General features: G+C 68.7%; 16 protein-coding genes and 1 riboswitch. Of the genes, 4 read left to right on the plus strand and 12 right to left on the minus strand.

Translation table 11 applies throughout. The features are described from left to right. Window positions 1-97 precede the first annotated feature (97 nt). From def to ACWC09_RS45510, 3 genes are all read left to right on the plus strand, one after another. On the plus strand, window positions 98-748 hold the full coding sequence (def, locus tag ACWC09_RS45500) for a peptide deformylase (RefSeq protein ID WP_450857317.1): 651 nt from the start codon (window positions 98-100) through the stop codon (window positions 746-748). 289 nt (window positions 749-1,037) lie between these two features. Beyond that, entirely contained in the window at window positions 1,038-2,123 is a 1,086-nt protein-coding gene (gene cyc1, locus ACWC09_RS45505) for an epi-isozizaene synthase (protein ID WP_450857319.1), read from the plus strand. Then, a complete protein-coding gene (locus tag ACWC09_RS45510; protein WP_450857321.1) occupies window positions 2,120-3,511 on the plus strand; it encodes a bifunctional albaflavenone monooxygenase/terpene synthase in 1,392 nt (463 codons plus the stop codon). The genes cyc1 and ACWC09_RS45510 overlap by 4 nt, the downstream gene beginning before the upstream one ends. Window positions 3,512-3,517: 6 nt before the next feature. Here ACWC09_RS45510 and ACWC09_RS45515 read toward each other — a convergent pair whose 3' ends face one another. After that, a complete protein-coding gene (locus ACWC09_RS45515) occupies window positions 3,518-4,486 on the minus strand; it encodes a GlxA family transcriptional regulator (protein WP_450857323.1) in 969 nt (322 codons plus the stop codon). Window positions 4,487-4,579: 93 nt separating this feature from the next. Here ACWC09_RS45515 and ACWC09_RS45520 point away from each other — a divergent pair, with 93 nt between their 5' ends. Continuing rightward, window positions 4,580-4,795, plus strand: coding sequence for a hypothetical protein (locus ACWC09_RS45520; protein ID WP_450857325.1), 216 nt, complete (start codon window positions 4,580-4,582; stop codon window positions 4,793-4,795). Here ACWC09_RS45520 and ACWC09_RS45525 read toward each other — a convergent pair. The 11 genes from ACWC09_RS45525 to ACWC09_RS45575 form a co-directional block, all read right to left on the minus strand. Next, the gene (locus tag ACWC09_RS45525; protein WP_450857327.1) at window positions 4,762-5,250 is read right to left on the minus strand and encodes a hypothetical protein; all 489 of its coding nucleotides are present in this window, start codon (window positions 5,248-5,250) and stop codon (window positions 4,762-4,764) included. The two genes, ACWC09_RS45520 and ACWC09_RS45525, sit on opposite strands and share 34 nt — an antisense overlap. A 121-nt stretch (window positions 5,251-5,371) precedes the next feature. Next, a complete protein-coding gene (locus ACWC09_RS45530; RefSeq protein WP_450857329.1) occupies window positions 5,372-7,420 on the minus strand; it encodes a putative Ig domain-containing protein in 2,049 nt (682 codons plus the stop codon). 251 nt (window positions 7,421-7,671) lie between these two features. Further along, window positions 7,672-8,274, minus strand: a complete 603-nt coding sequence (locus ACWC09_RS45535; protein WP_450857331.1) for a nucleotidyltransferase family protein — start codon at window positions 8,272-8,274, stop codon at window positions 7,672-7,674. A 27-nt stretch (window positions 8,275-8,301) separates the two neighbouring features. Further along, the gene (locus tag ACWC09_RS45540; protein WP_450857333.1) at window positions 8,302-9,315 is read right to left on the minus strand and encodes a ribonucleotide-diphosphate reductase subunit beta; all 1,014 of its coding nucleotides are present in this window, start codon (window positions 9,313-9,315) and stop codon (window positions 8,302-8,304) included. Continuing rightward, a complete protein-coding gene (locus ACWC09_RS45545) occupies window positions 9,315-11,699 on the minus strand; it encodes a ribonucleoside-diphosphate reductase subunit alpha (RefSeq protein WP_450857334.1) in 2,385 nt (794 codons plus the stop codon). The genes ACWC09_RS45540 and ACWC09_RS45545 overlap by 1 nt, the downstream gene beginning before the upstream one ends. A 122-nt stretch (window positions 11,700-11,821) precedes the next feature. Continuing rightward, window positions 11,822-11,957: riboswitch (cobalamin riboswitch) on the minus strand. Window positions 11,958-12,019: 62 nt separating this feature from the next. Then, the gene (locus ACWC09_RS45550) at window positions 12,020-12,523 is read right to left on the minus strand and encodes a GNAT family N-acetyltransferase (RefSeq protein WP_450857335.1); all 504 of its coding nucleotides are present in this window, start codon (window positions 12,521-12,523) and stop codon (window positions 12,020-12,022) included. A gap of 73 nt (window positions 12,524-12,596) precedes the next feature. Next, window positions 12,597-14,225, minus strand: a complete 1,629-nt coding sequence (gene mctP / locus ACWC09_RS45555) for a monocarboxylate uptake permease MctP (RefSeq protein WP_450857337.1) — start codon at window positions 14,223-14,225, stop codon at window positions 12,597-12,599. Beyond that, window positions 14,222-14,485, minus strand: a complete 264-nt coding sequence (locus ACWC09_RS45560) for a DUF3311 domain-containing protein (RefSeq protein WP_450857339.1) — start codon at window positions 14,483-14,485, stop codon at window positions 14,222-14,224. Before ACWC09_RS45560 ends, mctP begins: the two co-directional genes overlap by 4 nt. Window positions 14,486-14,643: 158 nt before the next feature. Further along, window positions 14,644-14,844: a YbdD/YjiX family protein gene (locus tag ACWC09_RS45565; RefSeq protein ID WP_450857340.1), complete on the minus strand. Its 201-nt coding sequence runs from the start codon at window positions 14,842-14,844 to the stop codon at window positions 14,644-14,646. Further along, entirely contained in the window at window positions 14,816-16,954 is a 2,139-nt protein-coding gene (locus ACWC09_RS45570; protein WP_450857342.1) for a carbon starvation CstA family protein, read from the minus strand. The genes ACWC09_RS45565 and ACWC09_RS45570 overlap by 29 nt, the downstream gene beginning before the upstream one ends. Window positions 16,955-17,031: 77 nt before the next feature. Further along, on the minus strand, window positions 17,032-17,448 hold the full coding sequence (locus ACWC09_RS45575; protein ID WP_450857344.1) for a hypothetical protein: 417 nt from the start codon (window positions 17,446-17,448) through the stop codon (window positions 17,032-17,034). Window positions 17,449-17,622: the final 174 nt, after the last annotated feature.

Consider the following 17,622-nt stretch of genomic DNA (forward strand, 5'->3'; position numbering starts at 1 on the left):
CCCCGTATCGGACACAGCCCCGCGCCCCTGAGGGGTGCGCTCCCCGTACCCTGTATCAGCAACGCACCCCCTGATTTTCTAGGAAGGCATCGTCGGCATGGCGCAGCAGGACACCGATCAGCAGCAGGCGGGGGTGCTCCCCGTGGACGACGAGGGGTACGCCGTCGACACGGAGGACTGCGAGGAGCGCGAAGCCGCCTGGCGCGAGCGCGGGACCTCGCGGCCGATCACCGTCGTAGGGAACCCGGTCCTGCACAAGGAGTGCAAGGACGTCACCGAGTTCGGCGACGAGCTGCAGCAGCTGGTCGCGGACATGTTCGCCTCGCAGCGGACCGCCGAGGGCGTGGGCCTGGCCGCCAACCAGATCGGCGTCGACCTGAAGGTCTTCGTGTACGACTGCGGGGACGACCAGGGTGTGCGGCATGTGGGGGTGGTCTGCAACCCGAAGCTCGTCGACCTGCCCGCCGAGAAGCGCCGGCTCGACGACAGCAACGAAGGGTGCCTCTCCGTGCCCACCGCGTACGCGCCGCTCGCCCGGCCGGACTACGCCGAGGTGACCGGGCAGGACGAGAAGGGCAACCCGATCAGGGTGCGCGGCACCGGCTACTTCGCTCGGTGTTTGCAGCACGAGACCGACCACCTGTACGGCTACCTCTACATCGACCGTCTCTCCAAGCGCGAGCGCAAGGACGCCCTGCGCCAGATGGCCGAGAACGAGCCCCGCTACCCCGTGGTCGCCAACGACTAGACCCCAGGGGCGATCACAAGTCCCGTACACACGGCGTCTGTTCAGGTTCCCCTTCCTGACCGGGCGCCGTTCGTCTGTTCGTCGCACGTTCGATCGTATGTGTGCCCGTAGTGGTCGATGACCTGTCACACAAGGGGAGAATCCCGGCAGTGCGGGGTGGTGAATGAAGCAAATCCGTTCCCAGATCGGTCAGTTGTGGTGCTGAATAGGAAGTGCGGGGATACGCAACGGCGCACGCCGGGCACATCGGGAGGGGCGTGCGTAACTGGCGGCTGAGAGGGGCTCGTTCGTGCCTGCTTTCCCATACAGCACCACATCGACCGGGACCGCGATCGCGGTCCCACCGTCGCTCTCTCTTCCGGTGATCGAGGCAGCGTTTCCCCGACAACTCCATCCCTATTGGCCTCGACTCCAGGAGAAGACACGCACCTGGATGCTGGAAAAACGGCTCATGCCCGCGGACAAGGTGGAGGAATATGCCGATCGACTGTGCTACACCGACCTCATGGCCGGGTACTACCTGGGCGCCCCGGACGAGGTGCTCCAGGCGATAGCCGACTACAGCGCGTGGTTCTTCGTCTGGGACGACCGGCACGACCGTGACATCGTCCATCGGCGGCCGGCCGCCTGGCGTCGGCTCAGGTTCCACCTGCACGAGGCGCTCGACTCCCCCCGGCGGCACCTGCACCACCAGGACCCGCTGGTCGCCGCCTTCGCGGACAGCATGGTCCGGCTGTACTCGTTCCTGCCGGGCACCTGGAACGCCCGCTTCGCCCGGCACTTCCACGCGGTGATCGAGGCGTACGACCGGGAGTTCCACAACCGCACCGAGGGCGTCATTCCGACGGTCGAGGAATACCTCGAACTCCGTCGGCTCACTTTTGCACACCGGATCTGGACCGATCTGCTGGAGCCGAGCGCGGGGTGTGAGCTCCCGGACATCGTGCGGAAACACCCGGCATATCGCCGGGCGGCGCTGCTGAGCCAGGAATTCGCCGCCTGGTACAACGACCTCTGCTCACTCCCGAAGGAAATAGCGGGCGACGAGGTCCACAATCTGGGGATCAGCCTCATCAAACACGAGGGGCTGACTCTGGAAGAGGCGATCGTCGAAGTCAGGCGGCGCGTCGAGAAATGCATTTCCGAATTTGTCGTGGTGGAGCGGAGCGCCCTGCGGTTCGCCGACTTTCTCGCCGACGGCACCGTGCGCGGAAAAGAACTCAGCGCCGCCGTCATGGCCTGCGTCTGCAATATGCGGAACTGGTTCTCCGCCGTCTACTGGTTCCACCACGAGTCCGGCCGGTACATGGTCGACAGCTGGGACGACCGGTCCACGCCCCCGTACGTCAACAACGAAGCGGCAGGTGAGCAATGACCGTCGAGTCCGTCACGCCCGAACCGCGGACACCCGAACCGCGGATATATGCGGCACCGGAGCCGGGCGAACCGCCCTTCGCCGACGGCGGGGTGCGGTTACTCGGTCACGGCTGGAAGCTGCTCCGCGACCCGCTGGCCTTCCTGACCGGGCTGCGCGACCACGGCGACGTGGTACGGCTGCGGCTCGGCCCCAAGACGGTGTACGCCGTCACCACGCCCGAACTCACCGGAGCCGTCGCCCTCAGCCCCGACTGGATCATCGCCGGACCGCTGTGGGAGTCGCTGGAGAGCCTGCTCGGCAAGGAGGGCGTGGCCACCGCCAACGGCCCGTTGCACCGGCGCCAGCGCCGCACCATCCAGCCCGCGTTCCGGCTCGACGCCATCCCCGGCTACGGACCGGTCATGGAGGAGGAGGTCCGCGCGCTGATGGCGCGCTGGCGCTCCGGCGAGGTGATCGACGCCACCGCCGAGGCCTTCCGGGTGGCCTGCCGGATCTCGGTGCGCTGTCTGATGCACGACACCTGCAACGACGAGCGGGCGGAACGCGTCTCCGGTGCACTGGCCACCTTGTTCCGCGGTATGTACCAGCGCATGGTCGTGCCGCTCGGCCCGCTTTATCGGGTGCCGCTTCCGGCCAACCGCGAATTCAACCGGGCGTTGGCCGATTTGCACCTCCTGGTGGACGAGATCGTCGCCGACCGCAGGGCATCCGGTCAAAAACCGAACGATTTGCTCACGGCTTTGCTGGCGGCCGAGGACGAGAATGGCGAGCCGATCGGGGAGCAGGAGATCCACGATCAGGTCGTCGCCATGCTCACCGCGGGCGACGAATCCATCGGCTCGACGGTCATGTCACTGCTCCTGGTGCTCGCCGACCACCCGGACCTGGCCGACAAGATCCGCGCCGAGGTGAATAGCGTCGCCGGCGATCGGCCGATCGCATTCGAGGACGTGCGGAAGCTGACGTACACCGCGAATGTGGTCGTCGAGACAATGCGCCTGCATCCGGCCGTATGGATATTGACCCGGCGGGCGGTCGCCGACACCGAGCTCGGCGGATACCGAATTCCCGCGGGCGCCGACATCGTGTACAGCCCGTACGCGATCCAACGCGATCCGCGGTCGTTCGAACGGCACGAGGAGTTCGACCCCGACCGCTGGCTGCCCGAGCGGGCGAAGGAGGTGCCGAAGTATGCGATGAGCCCGTTCAGTGTCGGCAACCGCAAGTGCCCGGCCGACCACTTCTCGATGGCGGAGCTGACACTCCTCACCGCGGAGGCGGCCCGCGGCTACTCCTTCGAGCACGCGTCCGGTTCCGACACCCGGCCACGGATCGGCATCACCCTGCGGCCGCGTGCCCTGAAGCTGCGGCCGACGCCACGGTGAGGTGAGTCAGGCGGCCGCCTCCGGCCCCCGGAAGGTGCGCCGGTAGGCGTTCGGCGTGGTCCCGATCGCCTGGACGAACTGGTGGCGCAGCGCGGCCGCGTTGCCGAACCCCGTCCGTCCGGCGATCGCGTCCACCGTCTCGTCCGTCGCCTCCAGCAACCGCTGGGCCAGCAGCACGCGTTGGCGCAGGATCCAGCGGTAGGGAGTGGTCCCCGTCTCCTGCTGGAAGCGGCGGGCGAAGGTCCGCGGCGACATATGGGCGCGCTCGGCGAGCTGCTCGACGGTGACCTCCTGGTCGAGGTGCTGCTCCATCCACACCAGCACCCCGGCGACCGTGTCGACGTGCGAGCGGGGCAGCGGGCGCTCGATGAACTGGGCCTGTCCGCCGTCCCGGTGCGGCGGCACCACCATCCGCCGGGCGATCCGGTTGGCGACGTCCGGCCCCTGCTCCTTCCGCACGATGTGCAGACAGGCGTCGATGCCGGCGGCGGTGCCCGCGGAGGTGATCACCGGGCCCTCGTCGACGTAGAGGACGTCTGGCTCGACGGTCAGCTCGGGGTACGCCCGTGCCAGCTGCTCGGCGTCGTGCCAGTGCACCGCACAGCGCCGACCGTCCAGCAGCCCGGCCGCGGCCAGCACGAAGACGCCGGAGCAGACGCTGAGCACCCGCGCCCCGCGCTCCACACCGCGCCGCAGCGCCTGGAGCAGCTCGGGCGGGAACTCCCGCGTCCCGTAACAGGCACCCGCCGGTACGGCGATGAGGTCGGCCTCCTCCAGCCGCTCCAGACCGTGCTCGACCTGAAGGGAGAAGCCCGCGCCGCGCGTCCCCAGCACCGGCCCCTCGGCCGAGGCGACCGCGAAGTCGTACACGGGCAGTCCGTCGTCACTGCGGTCGATGCCGAAGACCTCGCAGACGACGGCCAGCTCGAAGGGGTTCACGCCGTCCAGCACGACGGCGGCGACGTTCTGCAGCATGGATCCAGTGTGCCTCAGGGTTGGCAGTATTTCGAGGGTTCACGGCAGTCCTGCCACTGTTTGTAAGGAGCTATCGGCGCGACAGTGGTGTCCATGGATACGGCACACATCGAAGGACTGATCGGAATGCTGACCGTTCTCGCAATCCTCGCTCTCCTGGTCCTGCCGTCCGTGCTCGGGATCGCGCGCGACCGTCGCATCGACCGTCAGATCCGCGAGGCCGACCGGGCCCGCCAGGAGGCCGCAGGTTCCCGCCCGCGCACGACGCGTCCGCGCTACTTCACCAGCACGGTGACCCACCACTCCTGAATCCCCAGGCAGGAGACCCGGCCGGTCTGCGCCGCACACAGCGGCCGCGTGGACTCAAGCCGGGTCTTCCCCTTCTCCACGGCCTTGAAGGCGGCGCTCGCGTCGCCGGGCAGCAGCACGATGCCGCTGTTGGTGGCCTTCAGTACGGACCCGCTCGCGGTGACCGGCTTCCACGGCCGCTTCTTGGTCCCGTCGAGCGTGATCCGCAGCGTGTCGCCCACGGCCAGACAGACCGTACGGCCGCTGTCGGAGGCGCCGAGCGTCGAGGCCCCCGTACACCCCGAGGGGCTCGTCGACGGGCTGCCGGTCGGACCCGGACTCGTCGTCCGGGTGGGCGAGGACGACACGCTGTCGCTGCCGCCGCCCTTGCCGCTGTCGGCCTGGTTGCCGCAGCCGGCGAGAACGAGGGTGAGTGCCGCGAGGGCGAGAGTCGTGTGGGGGATCGTTCGACGCATGGGGGCCTCCTCTCCCCTTTGACGTGTCACCCGCATCTCTGGATCCACACGGGTACGCACGACCGGGCCCCGGCCGCGAAGGCGGCGACCGGGGCCCGGGGCCATACGGGATCGAGCGGGATCAGCTGGTCGTGACGGCGGTGTCGTCGAGCACGAAGCTGGTCTGGAGCGAGGAGTCCTCGACACCGCTGAACTTCAGGGTGACGGTCGAGCCCGCGTAGGAGCTCAGGTCGAAGGACTTCTGGGCGTAGCCGGAGGCGGCGTTGAGGTTCGAGTACGTCGCCAGGGTGGTCGAACCGGCGGTGACCGTCAGCTTGTCGTACGCGGTGCTGCTGGAGGTCTCGGCGGTGTCGATGTGCAGGTAGAAGGTGAAGGTGGCCTTGCAGCCGCTGGGCACGGTCACCGACTGGGAGAGCGTGTCGGTGTGGGTCGAGCCGTACCCGTCCAGCCAGGCGTAGTACGAGCCCGCGTGCGCGCTCTCGCTGGTGGAGTTGGTGATGACCCCGCTGGACGCGGTCCAGGTGGTGTTGCCCGACTCGAAGCCGGGGTTGCCGAGCAGCTGCGACGAGGTGCAGGTGCCGCTGCTGGAGCCGACGGTCCAGGAGAAGGACGCGGAGCCGGAGGCACCGGTGGAGTCGGACGCCGTGACGGTGACCTGGTAGGTGCCGGCGGTGGACGCCGTACCCGAGATCTTGCCGGTGGAGCTGCTGATCGACAGCCCGGTCGGCAGGCCGCTCGCGCTGTAGGTCAGCGTGGCCCCCGCGCTGTCGGTCGCGCTGATCTGCAGGCTGACGGAGCTGCCGGTCGTGGTCGACTGGCTGCCCGGGTTGGTGACGGTCACCGTGTTGCCCGAGGTGCTGCCGGAGGTGAAGGCGGTGGTGCCGTTCGGCGTGCCCCAGCCGGTCGGGCCGTCGTAGCCGGTCTCGGCGGTGCAGAAGTAGGCGGTGGAGCAGGAGCCGTTGTTGCCGCTGGTGACGTCGTAGAGGTTGCTGGTGTGGGAGTACGGGTACTTCGCCGGGTAGTCACTCGAACCCGGGGTGCCGGCCAGCGCGTAGACACCGGCGATGATCGGCGAGGAGGCACTGGTACCGCCGTAGACGGCCCATCCGGACCCGCCGTAGGTGTCGTACACGGCCACACCGGTGGCCGGGTCGGCGACGGCGGAGACATCGGCCTCCATGCGCTTGGTGCAGCCGGTGTCGGTCTGCCAGCTCGGCTTGGAGTCGTAGGCCGAGCAGCCGGAGCCCGTCCCCTCCGTGCTGCTGGTCTTCCAGACGGACTCGGTCCAGCCGCGGGAGTTGGAGGAGGTGGAGAGGGCGGTACCGCCGACGGCGGTCACGTACTGGGAGGTCGCGGGGTACTCGGCACCGTACGCGCTGTCACCCGCGGAGACGGTGATGGCGACGCCGGGGTGCTTGAAGTACGAGGTGTCCTCGCTGGTCTGGGAGGAGGACTCGGAGCCGCCCCAGCTGTTGGAGACGAACTTGGCGCCCAGCGCGACGGCCTCGTTCTCGGCGGTGCCGAGGTCGGAGTCGGTGGCGGAGTTGGCCTCGACGAGGATGATGTTGCAGTTCGGGCAGACGGCGCTGACCATGTCGATGTCGAGCGCCTCCTCACCCGCCCAGCCGGTGTCGTTGGTGGGCAGCGAGGTCGTCGAACCGGTCTGGCTGACCTGCTTGAAGCAGCCGCTGGCGACCGTGCAGGCGGACAGGCCGTAGGTGGAACGGTAAGTAGCCAGGTCGGCGGCCGCGTTGGGGTCGTTGTAGGCGTCGACCACGGCAACCGTCAGGCCCGATCCGCCCGTCGAGGGCAGGTTGTAGGCGCTGTGCAGGTTGGCCGGGCTGAGGCCGGAGGGCGCGGCGGCGGCGACCGCCGACGCGAGCCGCTGCTTGATGTCCGTACGGCGCTGGGCGAAACAGGCCGCCTGGCCGGGAGCGGCGGTGGCGCAGAGGTGCTTGGTCGGCACCTTCTGGCCGGCCTTCCCGGTCGAGTGGAAGGTCTGGCGGGCGGGGGAGGTGAGGGCCTTGGCGTTCTGGGTGACCCGGGAGGTGTGGGTCGCCGCGGGCGCCGCCTGCGCGGGCACGGCGACGAGTCCGGCGAGGCCGAGGGCGAGGGCGGGTACGGCGACCGTGAGGAGTCTTCGCAGGCTCCGTCTGGGCTTCTCACGCATGGGTACTGCCTCCGTCGTGGGAGTGGGGTTCTCGACGCTGATGGCAGGCCTGTGACGCGCGTAGCGGCGGCGGTGCGCGGTTCGTCATGGGCATGACATTTGGGCATCCTGTGCCAACGTGGTGCGTGCATGACAGGACGGCCAGAAGGTAGCCGGGTGCGAGGAGGCCGGAACAGACACGTCCGAAGAACTTTGCCGCTCCGTGGGAAGTCCATGGACGGCCGATGGAGGCCCTATGGACGCTCCATGGACTAGGCGGTATCCGGCCACGCCAGCACGGCCAACTCGGGCCACTGCTCCCGCCATCGGGCGGCCTTGGCCTCGTATACGAACCGCGGTGCGAGCACCGGGTTCGGCCGTACGACGAGATCGAAGACGTCGGAGAGGCCGTGCGGCGCATAGACCCGCCACCGCCCGCCGGCCTCCAGCCGCACGCCGAGACAGCAGGTCGTCGCGGCGAAACGGTCGATCGCCGCCTCACTGGACGTGTGCGGCGCGCACGGCACCCCGAACTTCTCCTCGTACCAGAGGTGCACGCGCGCCTCGTTGCGGATCTCGACCTCGGCCGGGAGACCGGCGAAGACCTCCCGGCCGGCCTTGATCACGGCGTCCTCGGCCTCCCAGGACAGATCACCGGCGTCGAAGTAGAAGACGTCGTAGTCCTTGATGCCGTGGGTGGGCGGCCGTTCGGTGACGACGTTCCAGACGGTCTGGAAGAGGCACCCGGCGGTGAGGTACCAGCCGGGCAGCCCCATCCCCGCGGTGCGCGCCAGCACCTCCGTGAGCACGGTGTTGCGGGACAACACCGCGCGCAGGGCGTCGAGTTGCTCGTCGAGAGGGAGTCGGCCGATCACCCTCCTGGCTTACCACAGCTCGAACCGTCAGAAGTCCTCGTCCAGGTCGACCGTGCCCTCCACCGCCACCTGGTAGGCCGAGGGGCGGCGCTCGAAGAAGTTGGTCAGTTCCTGGACACCCTGCAACTCCATGAAGGAGAAGGGGTTTTCGGAGCCGTACACCGGGGCGAAGCCGAGGCGGGTGAGGCGCTGGTCGGCGACGCACTCCAGGTACTGGCGCATCGACTCGGTGTTCATGCCGGGCAGGCCCTCCCCGCACAGGTCGCGCCCGAACTGCAGCTCGGCCTCGACGGCTTCCCTCAGCATGTCCGTGACCTGCTGCCGGAGTTCCTCGTCGAAGAGATCCGGCTCCTCCTTGCGGACGGTGTCGACCACGTCGAAGGCGAAGCTCATGTGCATGGTCTCGTCACGGAACACCCAGTTCGTGCCGGTGGCCAGACCGTGCAGCAGGCCCCGGCTGCGGAACCAGTACACGTACGCGAAGGCACCGTAGAAGAACAGGCCCTCGATGCACGCCGCGAAGCAGATCAGGTTCAGCAGGAAGCGACGGCGGTCGGCCTGGGACTCCAGCCGGTCGAGCTTCTCGACCGAGTCCATCCACGTGAAGCAGAACTGGGCCTTCTCGCGGATGGAGGGGATGCTCTCCACCGCCGCGAAGGCGGCGGCGCGGTCCTCCGGATCGGGGAGGTAGGTGTCCAGGAGCGTCAGATAGAACTGGACGTGGACTGCCTCCTCGAACAGCTGGCGGGAGAGATACAGCCGCGCCTCGGGGGAGTTGATGTGCTTGTACAGCGTCAGCACCAGGTTGTTCGCCACGATCGAGTCGCCCGTCGCGAAGAAGGCGACCAGCCGGCCGATGAGGTGCTGCTCGGCCGGCGTCAGCTTCGCGAGGTCGGAGACGTCCGAGTGGAGGTCCACCTCCTCCACGGTCCAGGTGTTCTTGATGGCGTCCCGGTAGCGCTCGTAGAAGTCCGGGTAGCGCATGGGGCGGAGGGTCAGTTCGAAGCCCGGGTCGAGCAGGTTGGTGTTACGGGTGGTCATTACTGGCACGCCTCGCAGGACTCGGGGTTCTCCAGGGAGCAGGCGACGGCTTCTTCCGAAGTCACCTGCTGTACGGGGACGGTTGCTCGGGCCTGGGCGGCGCGTGCGATGCGCGTCGCCGGGCGGGAGCGGAGGTAGTACGTCGTCTTCAGGCCCGACTTCCAGGCGTACGCGTACATCGACGAGAGCTTGCCGATCGTCGGTGTCTCCAGGAACAGGTTCAGGGACTGGGACTGGTCGAGGTACGGGGTGCGGGCCGCCGCCATGTCGATCAGGGCGCGCTGCGGGATCTCCCACGCCGTGCGGTACAGCGCCCGTAGGTCCGCCGGGATCCAGGTGAAGTCCTGTACCGAGCCGCCTGCTTCGCGCAGCGCCTCGCGGGTGCGGGCGTCCCAGACGCCGAGGTCCTTGAGGTCCTGCACCAGGTAGGAGTTGACCTGGAGGAACTCGCCGGAGAGGGTCTCGCGCTTGAAGAGGTTGGAGACCTGCGGCTCGATGCACTCGTACACGCCCGCGATGGAGGCGATGGTCGCGGTGGGGGCGATCGCCAGCAACAGGCTGTTGCGCAGGCCCACCGCGGCGATACGGCGGCGCAGCGCCGTCCAGCGTTCCGGCCAGGTGAGTTCGGTGTCGTAGTGGTCGGGGTGCAGGATGCCGCGGGCGGTACGGGTCTTCTCCCAGGCGGGGAGGGGGCCGTTGCGCTCGGCGAGGTCGGCGGAGGCCTCGTACGCGGCGAGCATGATGCGTTCGGAGATACGGGTGGAGAGGGCCTTGGCCTCAAGGGAGTCGAAGGGCAGACGCAACTTGAAGAAGACGTCCTGGAGGCCCATCGCGCCCAGGCCGACGGGGCGCCAGCGCGCGTTCGACCGGCCGGCCTGCTCGGTCGGGTAGAAGTTGATGTCGACCACGCGGTCGAGGAAGGTGACGGCGGTGCGGACCGTCGCGTCCAGCCGTTCCCAGTCCAGATCACCGGCCGTCGTGTCGACGAAGGCGCCCAGGTTCACCGAGCCCAGGTTGCAGACCGCCGTCTCCCCGTCGTCCGTGACCTCAAGGATCTCCGTGCAGAGGTTGGAGGAGTGGATGACGTGGCCGGGTTCGGCGGTCTGGTTCGCGGTGCGGTTGGCGGCGTCCTTGAAGGTCATCCAGCCGTTGCCGGTCTGCGCGAGGGTGCGCATCATGCGGCCGTAGAGGTCGCGGGCGGGGATCGTCCTGCGCGCCGACCCGTCCGCCTCGGCCTTCCTGTACGCCGTGTCGAACTCCTCGCCCCACAGGTCCACCAACTCCGGTACGTCGGCGGGGGAGAAGAGGCTCCATTGCTCGTCGGCGTCGACCCGGCGCATGAACTCGTCCGGGATCCAGTGCGCGAGGTTCAGGTTGTGCGTACGGCGGGCGTCCTCACCGGTGTTGTCGCGCAGCTCCAGGAACTCCTCGATGTCGGAGTGCCAGGTCTCCAGGTAGACCGCGGCCGCGCCCTTGCGCCGGCCGCCCTGGTTCACCGCGGCGACCGAGGCATCGAGGGTCTTGAGGAACGGGACGATGCCGTTGGAGTGCCCGTTGGTGCCGCGGATCAGCGAACCGCGGCCACGGACGCGGGAGTAGGCGATGCCGATGCCACCGGCGTGCTTCGAGAGACGGGCGACCTGGTGGTAGCGCTCGTAGAGGGAGTCCAGCTCGTCCTTCGGGGAGTCGAGGAGGTAGCAGGACGACATCTGGGGGTGCCGGGTACCGGAGTTGAAGAGGGTGGGGGAGGAGGGGAGGTACTCGAGGCGGCTCATCAGGCCGTAGAGGGCGGCGACTTCGTCCAGGGCGCGGGTCCCGGTCTCTGAATTGAGCACAGCGCACTCGGCGAGGCCGCTCGCCACACGCAGCAGGAAGTGCTGGGGCGTCTCGATCACCTTGCGGGTGATCGGGTGGCGCAGGAGGTAGCGGCTGTGCAGGGTGCGCAGGCCGAAGTAGCCGAAGCGGTCGTCGGCCTGACGGTCGATCAGCGCGTCCAGGCGGTCGGCGTGGACACGGACGAACTCGGCCGTGCGGTCGGCGACGAGGCCCTCGCGGTGGCCGACGGCGACGGACTCGGTGAAGGACGTGACGCCCTGGGAGGCGGCCTCGGCGGCGATGCCGATCGTGAGGAGCCGGGCGGCCAGCCTGCTGTATGCCGGGTCCTCGGAGATCAGGCCTGCCGCCGCCTCCGTGGCCAGCTCGCGCAACTCCGGCTCGTCCGCGTGTGCGGACCGGCCGCGCAGCGCCGCGGCGGCGACCCGGCCGGGGTCGGCGTCGGGGAGGTCGGCGGTGAGTTCGGTCAGGGTCCGCAGCAGCGCGGAACCGGGACCGTCCTCGTCCACAACGGGCGTCGCTGAAGCCGGTTCGGCTGGCGCGATGGTCACGTGGGGCTCTCCCTCGCTCGGCACGGGGCCTCGGGGAGGGCAGGGGGCAGCTCACGAGCGCATGGCGCGTCGCGTCCACCGGCCCATTCCACGAGGCCCGGACGTCAGGCGCCCGGGCCGGATGGCCGGGCGCGCTGTCGGCAGGTCCTCGGACTGGACTCGCGTGCGGGCATGGGTGCGGACACACGCAAGTACACCGTTGCGGGACAGTTCCGGATTCGCACCGGATTCCCCTGCGGCGACAGCGAGCATTAGCATACATGTTGTGTCGGGTGGCGGTGCCGACCCCAGATGTTGTGTCGCGGCGACTTCGGAGCGTGTCAGAACGTCAACTGATAGGTGAGGAGGGTGAACTCGTCACCGGGTATCGGCCGCCAGTCGCGCTCGGGGGCGCGGGCGAAGCCGAGGCGCTCGTAGATGCGGTGGGCGGAGTACATGATGTGCTGGGTGGAGAGGACCATGCCGGTGCAGTGCGGGGTGGCTCTCGCCCGGTCGACGCAGGCGCGTACGAGGGCCTCGCCGGCGCCTCTGCCCCGGGCCGCCCGGTCCACGGCGAGCATGCGGATCTCCGCCTCGCCGGGGCGGGCCAGGTCGGCCATGGGGCCGCCTGAGGGCACGTAGGTGACACCGCCGAGGAGTTGGTCGCCGGCTGTGGCCACCAGCACGTCCGCGGCGGAGGCGCGCTTGGCCACGTCCTTGAGTTCGGCGAGGTACCAGTCGCTCTCCCCGAAGGTCAGGAGACCGTCTTGCAGATAGGCCTGGGCGGTGATCTCGCCGAGGGCCTCGTACTCACCGGGCTCCACCGGCCGGATCACGATGTCCATGAACACGAGTCTGCCTGACGGGTACGACAACGGGCCCCCGGGTGTCTCCGGCGGCCCGTCGATCACCGTGACGCTAGTGAGAGGCCCCGGCGGTCGCCGGCGGCAGCTCCACCTGAACCCCCGGGTCGCCGGCGTCCGCCGTGTAGTCCTCGGCCTTGGTCTCGTCCACGCCCTCCGGGGCCTTCAGCGCCTTCAGGGCGAACGTCAGGACCACCGTCACGGCCACGTTCAGCACGAACGCCGTCAGGCCGATGTAGCCCATCTCGCCGATGCCCGGAATCTCGGCGTTGGAGCCGCCGAAGTGCTTCTGGCCGGGGTTGGTCGGGGACGCGACGTTGTACGCGGCCACCGTGCCGTAGACCATGCCGACCGCCCAGCCGGCCAGCAGCGCCCAGCGGTGGAACCAGCGGGTGAACAGACCGCCGACCAGGGCCGGGAAGGTCTGCAGGATCCAGATGCCGCCCAGGAGCTGGAAGTTGATGGCGACCGTCTTGTCCATGGTCAGGACGAAGACCAGCGCGCCCACCTTCACCAGCAGGGAGACCAGCTTGGAGACCTTGGTCTCCTGCTCCGGTGTCGCGTCCGGCTTGATGAAGTCCTTGTAGATGTTGCGGGTGAAGAGATTCGCGGCCGCGATGGACATGATGGCCGCCGGCACGAGCGCGCCGATGCCGATCGCCGCGAAGGCCACGCCCGCGAACCAGCTCGGGAACATGTTCTCGAAGAGCTGGGGGATCGCCAACTGCGGGTTGGTGACGGCCACTCCGCTCTTGATCGCCATGAACCCCAGCAGCGCGAGCAGGCCCAGCATCAGCGAGTACAGCGGCAGGATCGTGGTGTTGCGGCGGATCACGTTGCGGCTCTTCGAGGAGAGCGTCGCGGTGATCGAGTGCGGGTACATGAAGAGCGCAAGCGCCGAGCCCAACGCCAGGGTGGCGTACGTCCACTGGGCCGCCGGGGGCGAGACCAGAGCGCCCGCGCCCGCCTTGGTGAACTTGTCGTTCGCCGAGGCGAAGATGTCGTCGAAGCCGCCCAGCTTGATCGGGATGTAGATGATCGCCACCGCGATGACGATGTAGATCAGCGCGTCCTTGACGAACGCGATCAGGGCCGGGGCGCGGAGGCCGGAGGAGTAGGTGTAGGCCGCCAGCACGCCGAAGGCGATCAGCAGCGGCAGGTCCTTCACGAACCAGTTGGAGCCCGCGCCGCCACCGATGCCCATCACGTCCAACACGGCCTGGATGCCCACCAGCTGGAGCGCGATGTACGGCATCGTCGCGAGGATGCCGGTCAGCGCCACCGCCAGCGACAGGCCCTTCGAACCGAACCGGCCGCGCACGAAGTCCGAGGTGGTGACGTAGCCGTGGCGGTGCGAGACCGACCAGAGGCGGGGCAGGAAGGTGAAGATCAGGGGGTACACCAGGATGGTGTACGGCACCGCGAAGAAGCCGGCCGCGCCCGCCGCGTAGATCGCCGCGGGGACCGCGACGAAGGTGTACGCCGTGTACAGGTCGCCGCCGAGCAGGAACCAGGTGATCCAGGTCCCGAACGACCGTCCGCCCAGGCCCCATTCGTCGAGGCTCTCCGCGCTTGCCTCGTGCTCGGCCCTGCGCCAGCGCGCGGCCAGGAAGCCCATGACCGTGACGGCCAGGAAGAAGAAGATGAAGACGCCGAGCGCGACGCCGTTCACGCCGTCCTTCACTGGGACACACCGCCCTTCCGCGTGGCGCGGGCGCGCTGGTCGCGCTGCCACAGCTTGTACGCGGTCATCGTCAGCGCGGTGGAGATCAGCACCCACAGCATCTGGTACCAGTAGAAGAACGGGATGCCGATGAGGGCCGGGTCCGTCTTGGCGTAGGAGCCGACCCACAGCATCGCCACGAAGGGCGCGACGAGGCAGAGGGCGATCACCACGCGGACCGGTGTCACCACCGGTGGTCTCACTTCTGACACATCCGACATACCGCGGCTCCGTCCCCTCACCGATCACCTGCGATCACCTGTGTAACGCGCAGGCAATCTAGGTCACGGTGTCACGGCTGCGGAAGACCTCGTCCGCATATCGGTATGTCGATTCCGTGAAGGCCCGACATCGGTGTCAAGAAGGGGCACGAGAGGGGTCAACAGCAGCGGAAACCCCGCCTGGGATCCCCCTCCTGACGGTCCGTCCGCATGCGCTCGAACTCGCGCCGCGACGGCACGGCCGCCTCCGGATGATCCTTCCGTACGTGCGCCACGTACCGCTCGTACGCCGACTCGTCGGTGAGCTCCCGTACGTACCAGCGCACGCTTCTAGCCGCCCGAGCCAGCGCCGACCGCATCACGCGCCTCCTCCTTCTCCTCCCGCGTCGGGATCAGCCCGGCCGGCGCCACGATCGTCGACTCGACGTACGGCGCCTCGCGCAGCGTCGACAGGGCGGGGCGGCGGACGTGCCGGACGCAGACGCGCAGCGCGTCCGCGATCACGATGACGATCAGGACGGCCAGGACCGCCGAAAGGACGCCGTCCACCGTGGAGTTGGTGACCACGGTGTGCATGTCGTCCATGCTCTTGGCGGGCGGCAGCACCTTCCCTGAGTCGATGGCGTCCTGGAACACCGAACGCTGCTTGAAGAAGCCGACCTTCGGGTCGCTGGAGAACACCTTCTGGTAGCTGGCGGTGAGGGTGACCGTCGCGTCCCAGGCGAGCGGAATCCCGGTGATCCAGGCCCACTTGAGGCGCCCCGACTTCACCAGCAGCGTGGTGCAGACGGCCAGGGCGACCGCCGCGAGCAGCTGGTTCGAGATGCCGAAGATCGGGAAGAGCTGGTTGATCCCGCCGAGCGGCTCATGGACGCCGACCCAGAGGAAGTAGCCCCACAGCGCGCAGACGATCCCGCTGGTGATGACCAGGCCGGGCTTCCAGCTGATGTTCTTGAAGGGGCGTACGACATTGCCCAGCATGTCCTGGAGCATGAACCGCCCGACCCGGGTGCCGGCGTCCAGAGCGGTCAGGATGAACAGCGCCTCGAACATGATCGCGAAGTGGTACCAGAAGGCCCTGAGGCTCCCGCCGGTGACCTTGGAGAAGATCTCCGAGACGCCGACGGCGAGCGTGGGCGCGCCGCCGGTGCGGGACAGGAGCGACGACTCCTCGACGTTCTTCGCGGCCTGCGCGAGGTCGGCGGGGGAGATGTGGTAGCCCCAACCGCTCACCACCTGCGAGGCGTTCTGCACGGTCGTGCCGATCGCGCCCGCCGGCGAGTTCATCGCGAAGTAGAGCCCCGGATCGATGATGCTCGCCGCGACCAGCGCCATGATCGCGACCGACGACTCCATCAGCATGGAGCCGTAGCCGATCATGCGGACCTGCGTCTCCTTCTGGATCATCTTGGGCGTCGTACCGCTCGATATCAGCGCGTGGAAGCCGGACAGTGCCCCGCAGGCGATGGTGATGAAGACGAAGGGGAAGAGGGAGCCGGCGAAGACCGGGCCGTCGCCGCGCTTGGCGAAGTCGGTCACCGCGTCCATCTTCAGCGTCGGCAGTGCGATGACGACACCCAGCGCGAGCAGCGCGATCGTGCCGATCTTCATGAAGGTCGAGAGGTAGTCGCGGGGCGCCAGGAGCATCCAGACCGGCAGGATCGAGGCGATGAAGCCGTACGCCACCAGCCAGATGACCAGCGTCGAGGGCGCCAGCGTGAAGGCGTCCGCCCACGACGACTCGGCCACCCAGCGGCCCGCGACCAGTGCGAGCAGCAGCAGGGCCACGCCGATGAGGGAGACCTCGGCGATCCGGCCCGGGCGAAGTACCCGTAGATAGAAGCCCATCAGCAGGGCGATCGGGATCGTCATGCCGATGGAGAAGGTGCCCCACGGAGAGGCGGCGAGGGCGTTGACGATGACCAGGGCCAGCACGCCGAGCAGGATGATCATGATGGCGAAGGCGGCGACGAGCGCCGCCGCGCCGCCGAAGGGGCCGATCTCCTCGCGGGCCATCTGCCCCAGGGACCGGCCGTCCCTCCGGGTCGAGAAGAACAGCACCACCATGTCCTGCACGGCCCCGGCGAAGATCACCCCCGCGATGATCCAGATGGTGCCGGGCAGATACCCCATCTGCGCGGCCAGCACGGGCCCGACCAGCGGTCCGGCGCCGGCGATCGCCGCGAAGTGGTGGCCCAGCAGGACGCGGCGGTCGGTGGGGTGGAAGTCGATGCCGTTGTTGAGGCGTTCGGCGGGGGTGGCCCGGGTGCCGTCGACCTTCAGGACCTTGTCGGCGATGAACTTCGAGTAGAAGCGGTAGCCGATCGCGTACGACCCCAGGGCGGCCGCGACCATCCAGGCGGCCGAGACGTTCTCGCCCCGGGCGAGCGCGAGCACGGACCAGCCCGCCGCACCGACCAGCGCGACGAGGGTCCAGATGACGATGGTTCGGACGTTCGCGGTACGCACTGGGACGTCCTCCCGTCCATGCGGCGACGGGAGGAACGTAGAACAGGGACGGCAGTTGCGCTACACCGCGTGCGGCACTACGACCTGATCCAGGCGATCGCGAGGACCAGGGCCGCTCCGATCACGGCGCCGGCGGATTCCAGGGCCGCGCGAACGGCCAGGTCGGAGCGGTCGGTCACAGCCCAGTCCCGGCCTGCGAAGATCGGTATGTCCGTCTCGGACTCCTCGTCGGCCGCGAAGGTCAGCCCCGCGATCTCGCCCTTCCCCTGCTGTCCGCCCGGCAGACGCCACGCACCCCGGCACGGGCCGTCCCACTCGCAGTACACGTACCCGTCCGTCTTCGTCCGGTGCCCGTCGACGAACCGGTAGGTGTTCCTCGCGGCGAACCACAACGGCAGCGCGAGCGCGCACAGGCACGCGACCAGGACCGCCCGCTGTATGGCCCGTTGCGGCACTAGGGGGGTGTCCGGCGGATCAGGTCGGCCGTGAGGCACGGCACCTCCTGGCCAAGCCGAGCGGGGCCAGATGCGCGTGCCAGGCCCCGCGACGCCGAGCTGATCCGCCGGACACCCCCTAGTAGTGCTTCGTTAGGTGTAGGCGTTTGTGCTGATCAAGAGCATCTTGAAAGTGTGGACACGCATGAAGTGAACCGATTACGGGCTGCGTTG

The sequence above is a fragment of the Streptomyces sp. NPDC001617 genome (genome assembly GCF_053596855.1).

Excerpts from the sequence above, each read along its gene's own strand:
- def (WP_450857317.1), top strand. The coding sequence starts at position 98 with ATGGCGCAGCAGGACACCGATCAGCAGCAGGCGGGGGTGCTCCCCGTG.
- ACWC09_RS45510 (WP_450857321.1), top strand. The coding sequence starts at position 2,120 with ATGACCGTCGAGTCCGTCACGCCCGAACCGCGGACACCCGAACCGCGG.
- ACWC09_RS45515 (WP_450857323.1), bottom strand. The coding sequence starts at position 4,486 with ATGCTGCAGAACGTCGCCGCCGTCGTGCTGGACGGCGTGAACCCCTTC.
- ACWC09_RS45520 (WP_450857325.1), top strand. The coding sequence starts at position 4,580 with ATGGATACGGCACACATCGAAGGACTGATCGGAATGCTGACCGTTCTC.
- ACWC09_RS45525 (WP_450857327.1), bottom strand. The coding sequence starts at position 5,250 with ATGCGTCGAACGATCCCCCACACGACTCTCGCCCTCGCGGCACTCACC.
- ACWC09_RS45530 (WP_450857329.1), bottom strand. The coding sequence starts at position 7,420 with ATGCGTGAGAAGCCCAGACGGAGCCTGCGAAGACTCCTCACGGTCGCC.
- ACWC09_RS45540 (WP_450857333.1), bottom strand. The coding sequence starts at position 9,315 with ATGACCACCCGTAACACCAACCTGCTCGACCCGGGCTTCGAACTGACC.
- ACWC09_RS45550 (WP_450857335.1), bottom strand. The coding sequence starts at position 12,523 with ATGGACATCGTGATCCGGCCGGTGGAGCCCGGTGAGTACGAGGCCCTC.
- ACWC09_RS45560 (WP_450857339.1), bottom strand. The coding sequence starts at position 14,485 with ATGTCGGATGTGTCAGAAGTGAGACCACCGGTGGTGACACCGGTCCGC.
- ACWC09_RS45565 (WP_450857340.1), bottom strand. The coding sequence starts at position 14,844 with ATGCGGTCGGCGCTGGCTCGGGCGGCTAGAAGCGTGCGCTGGTACGTA.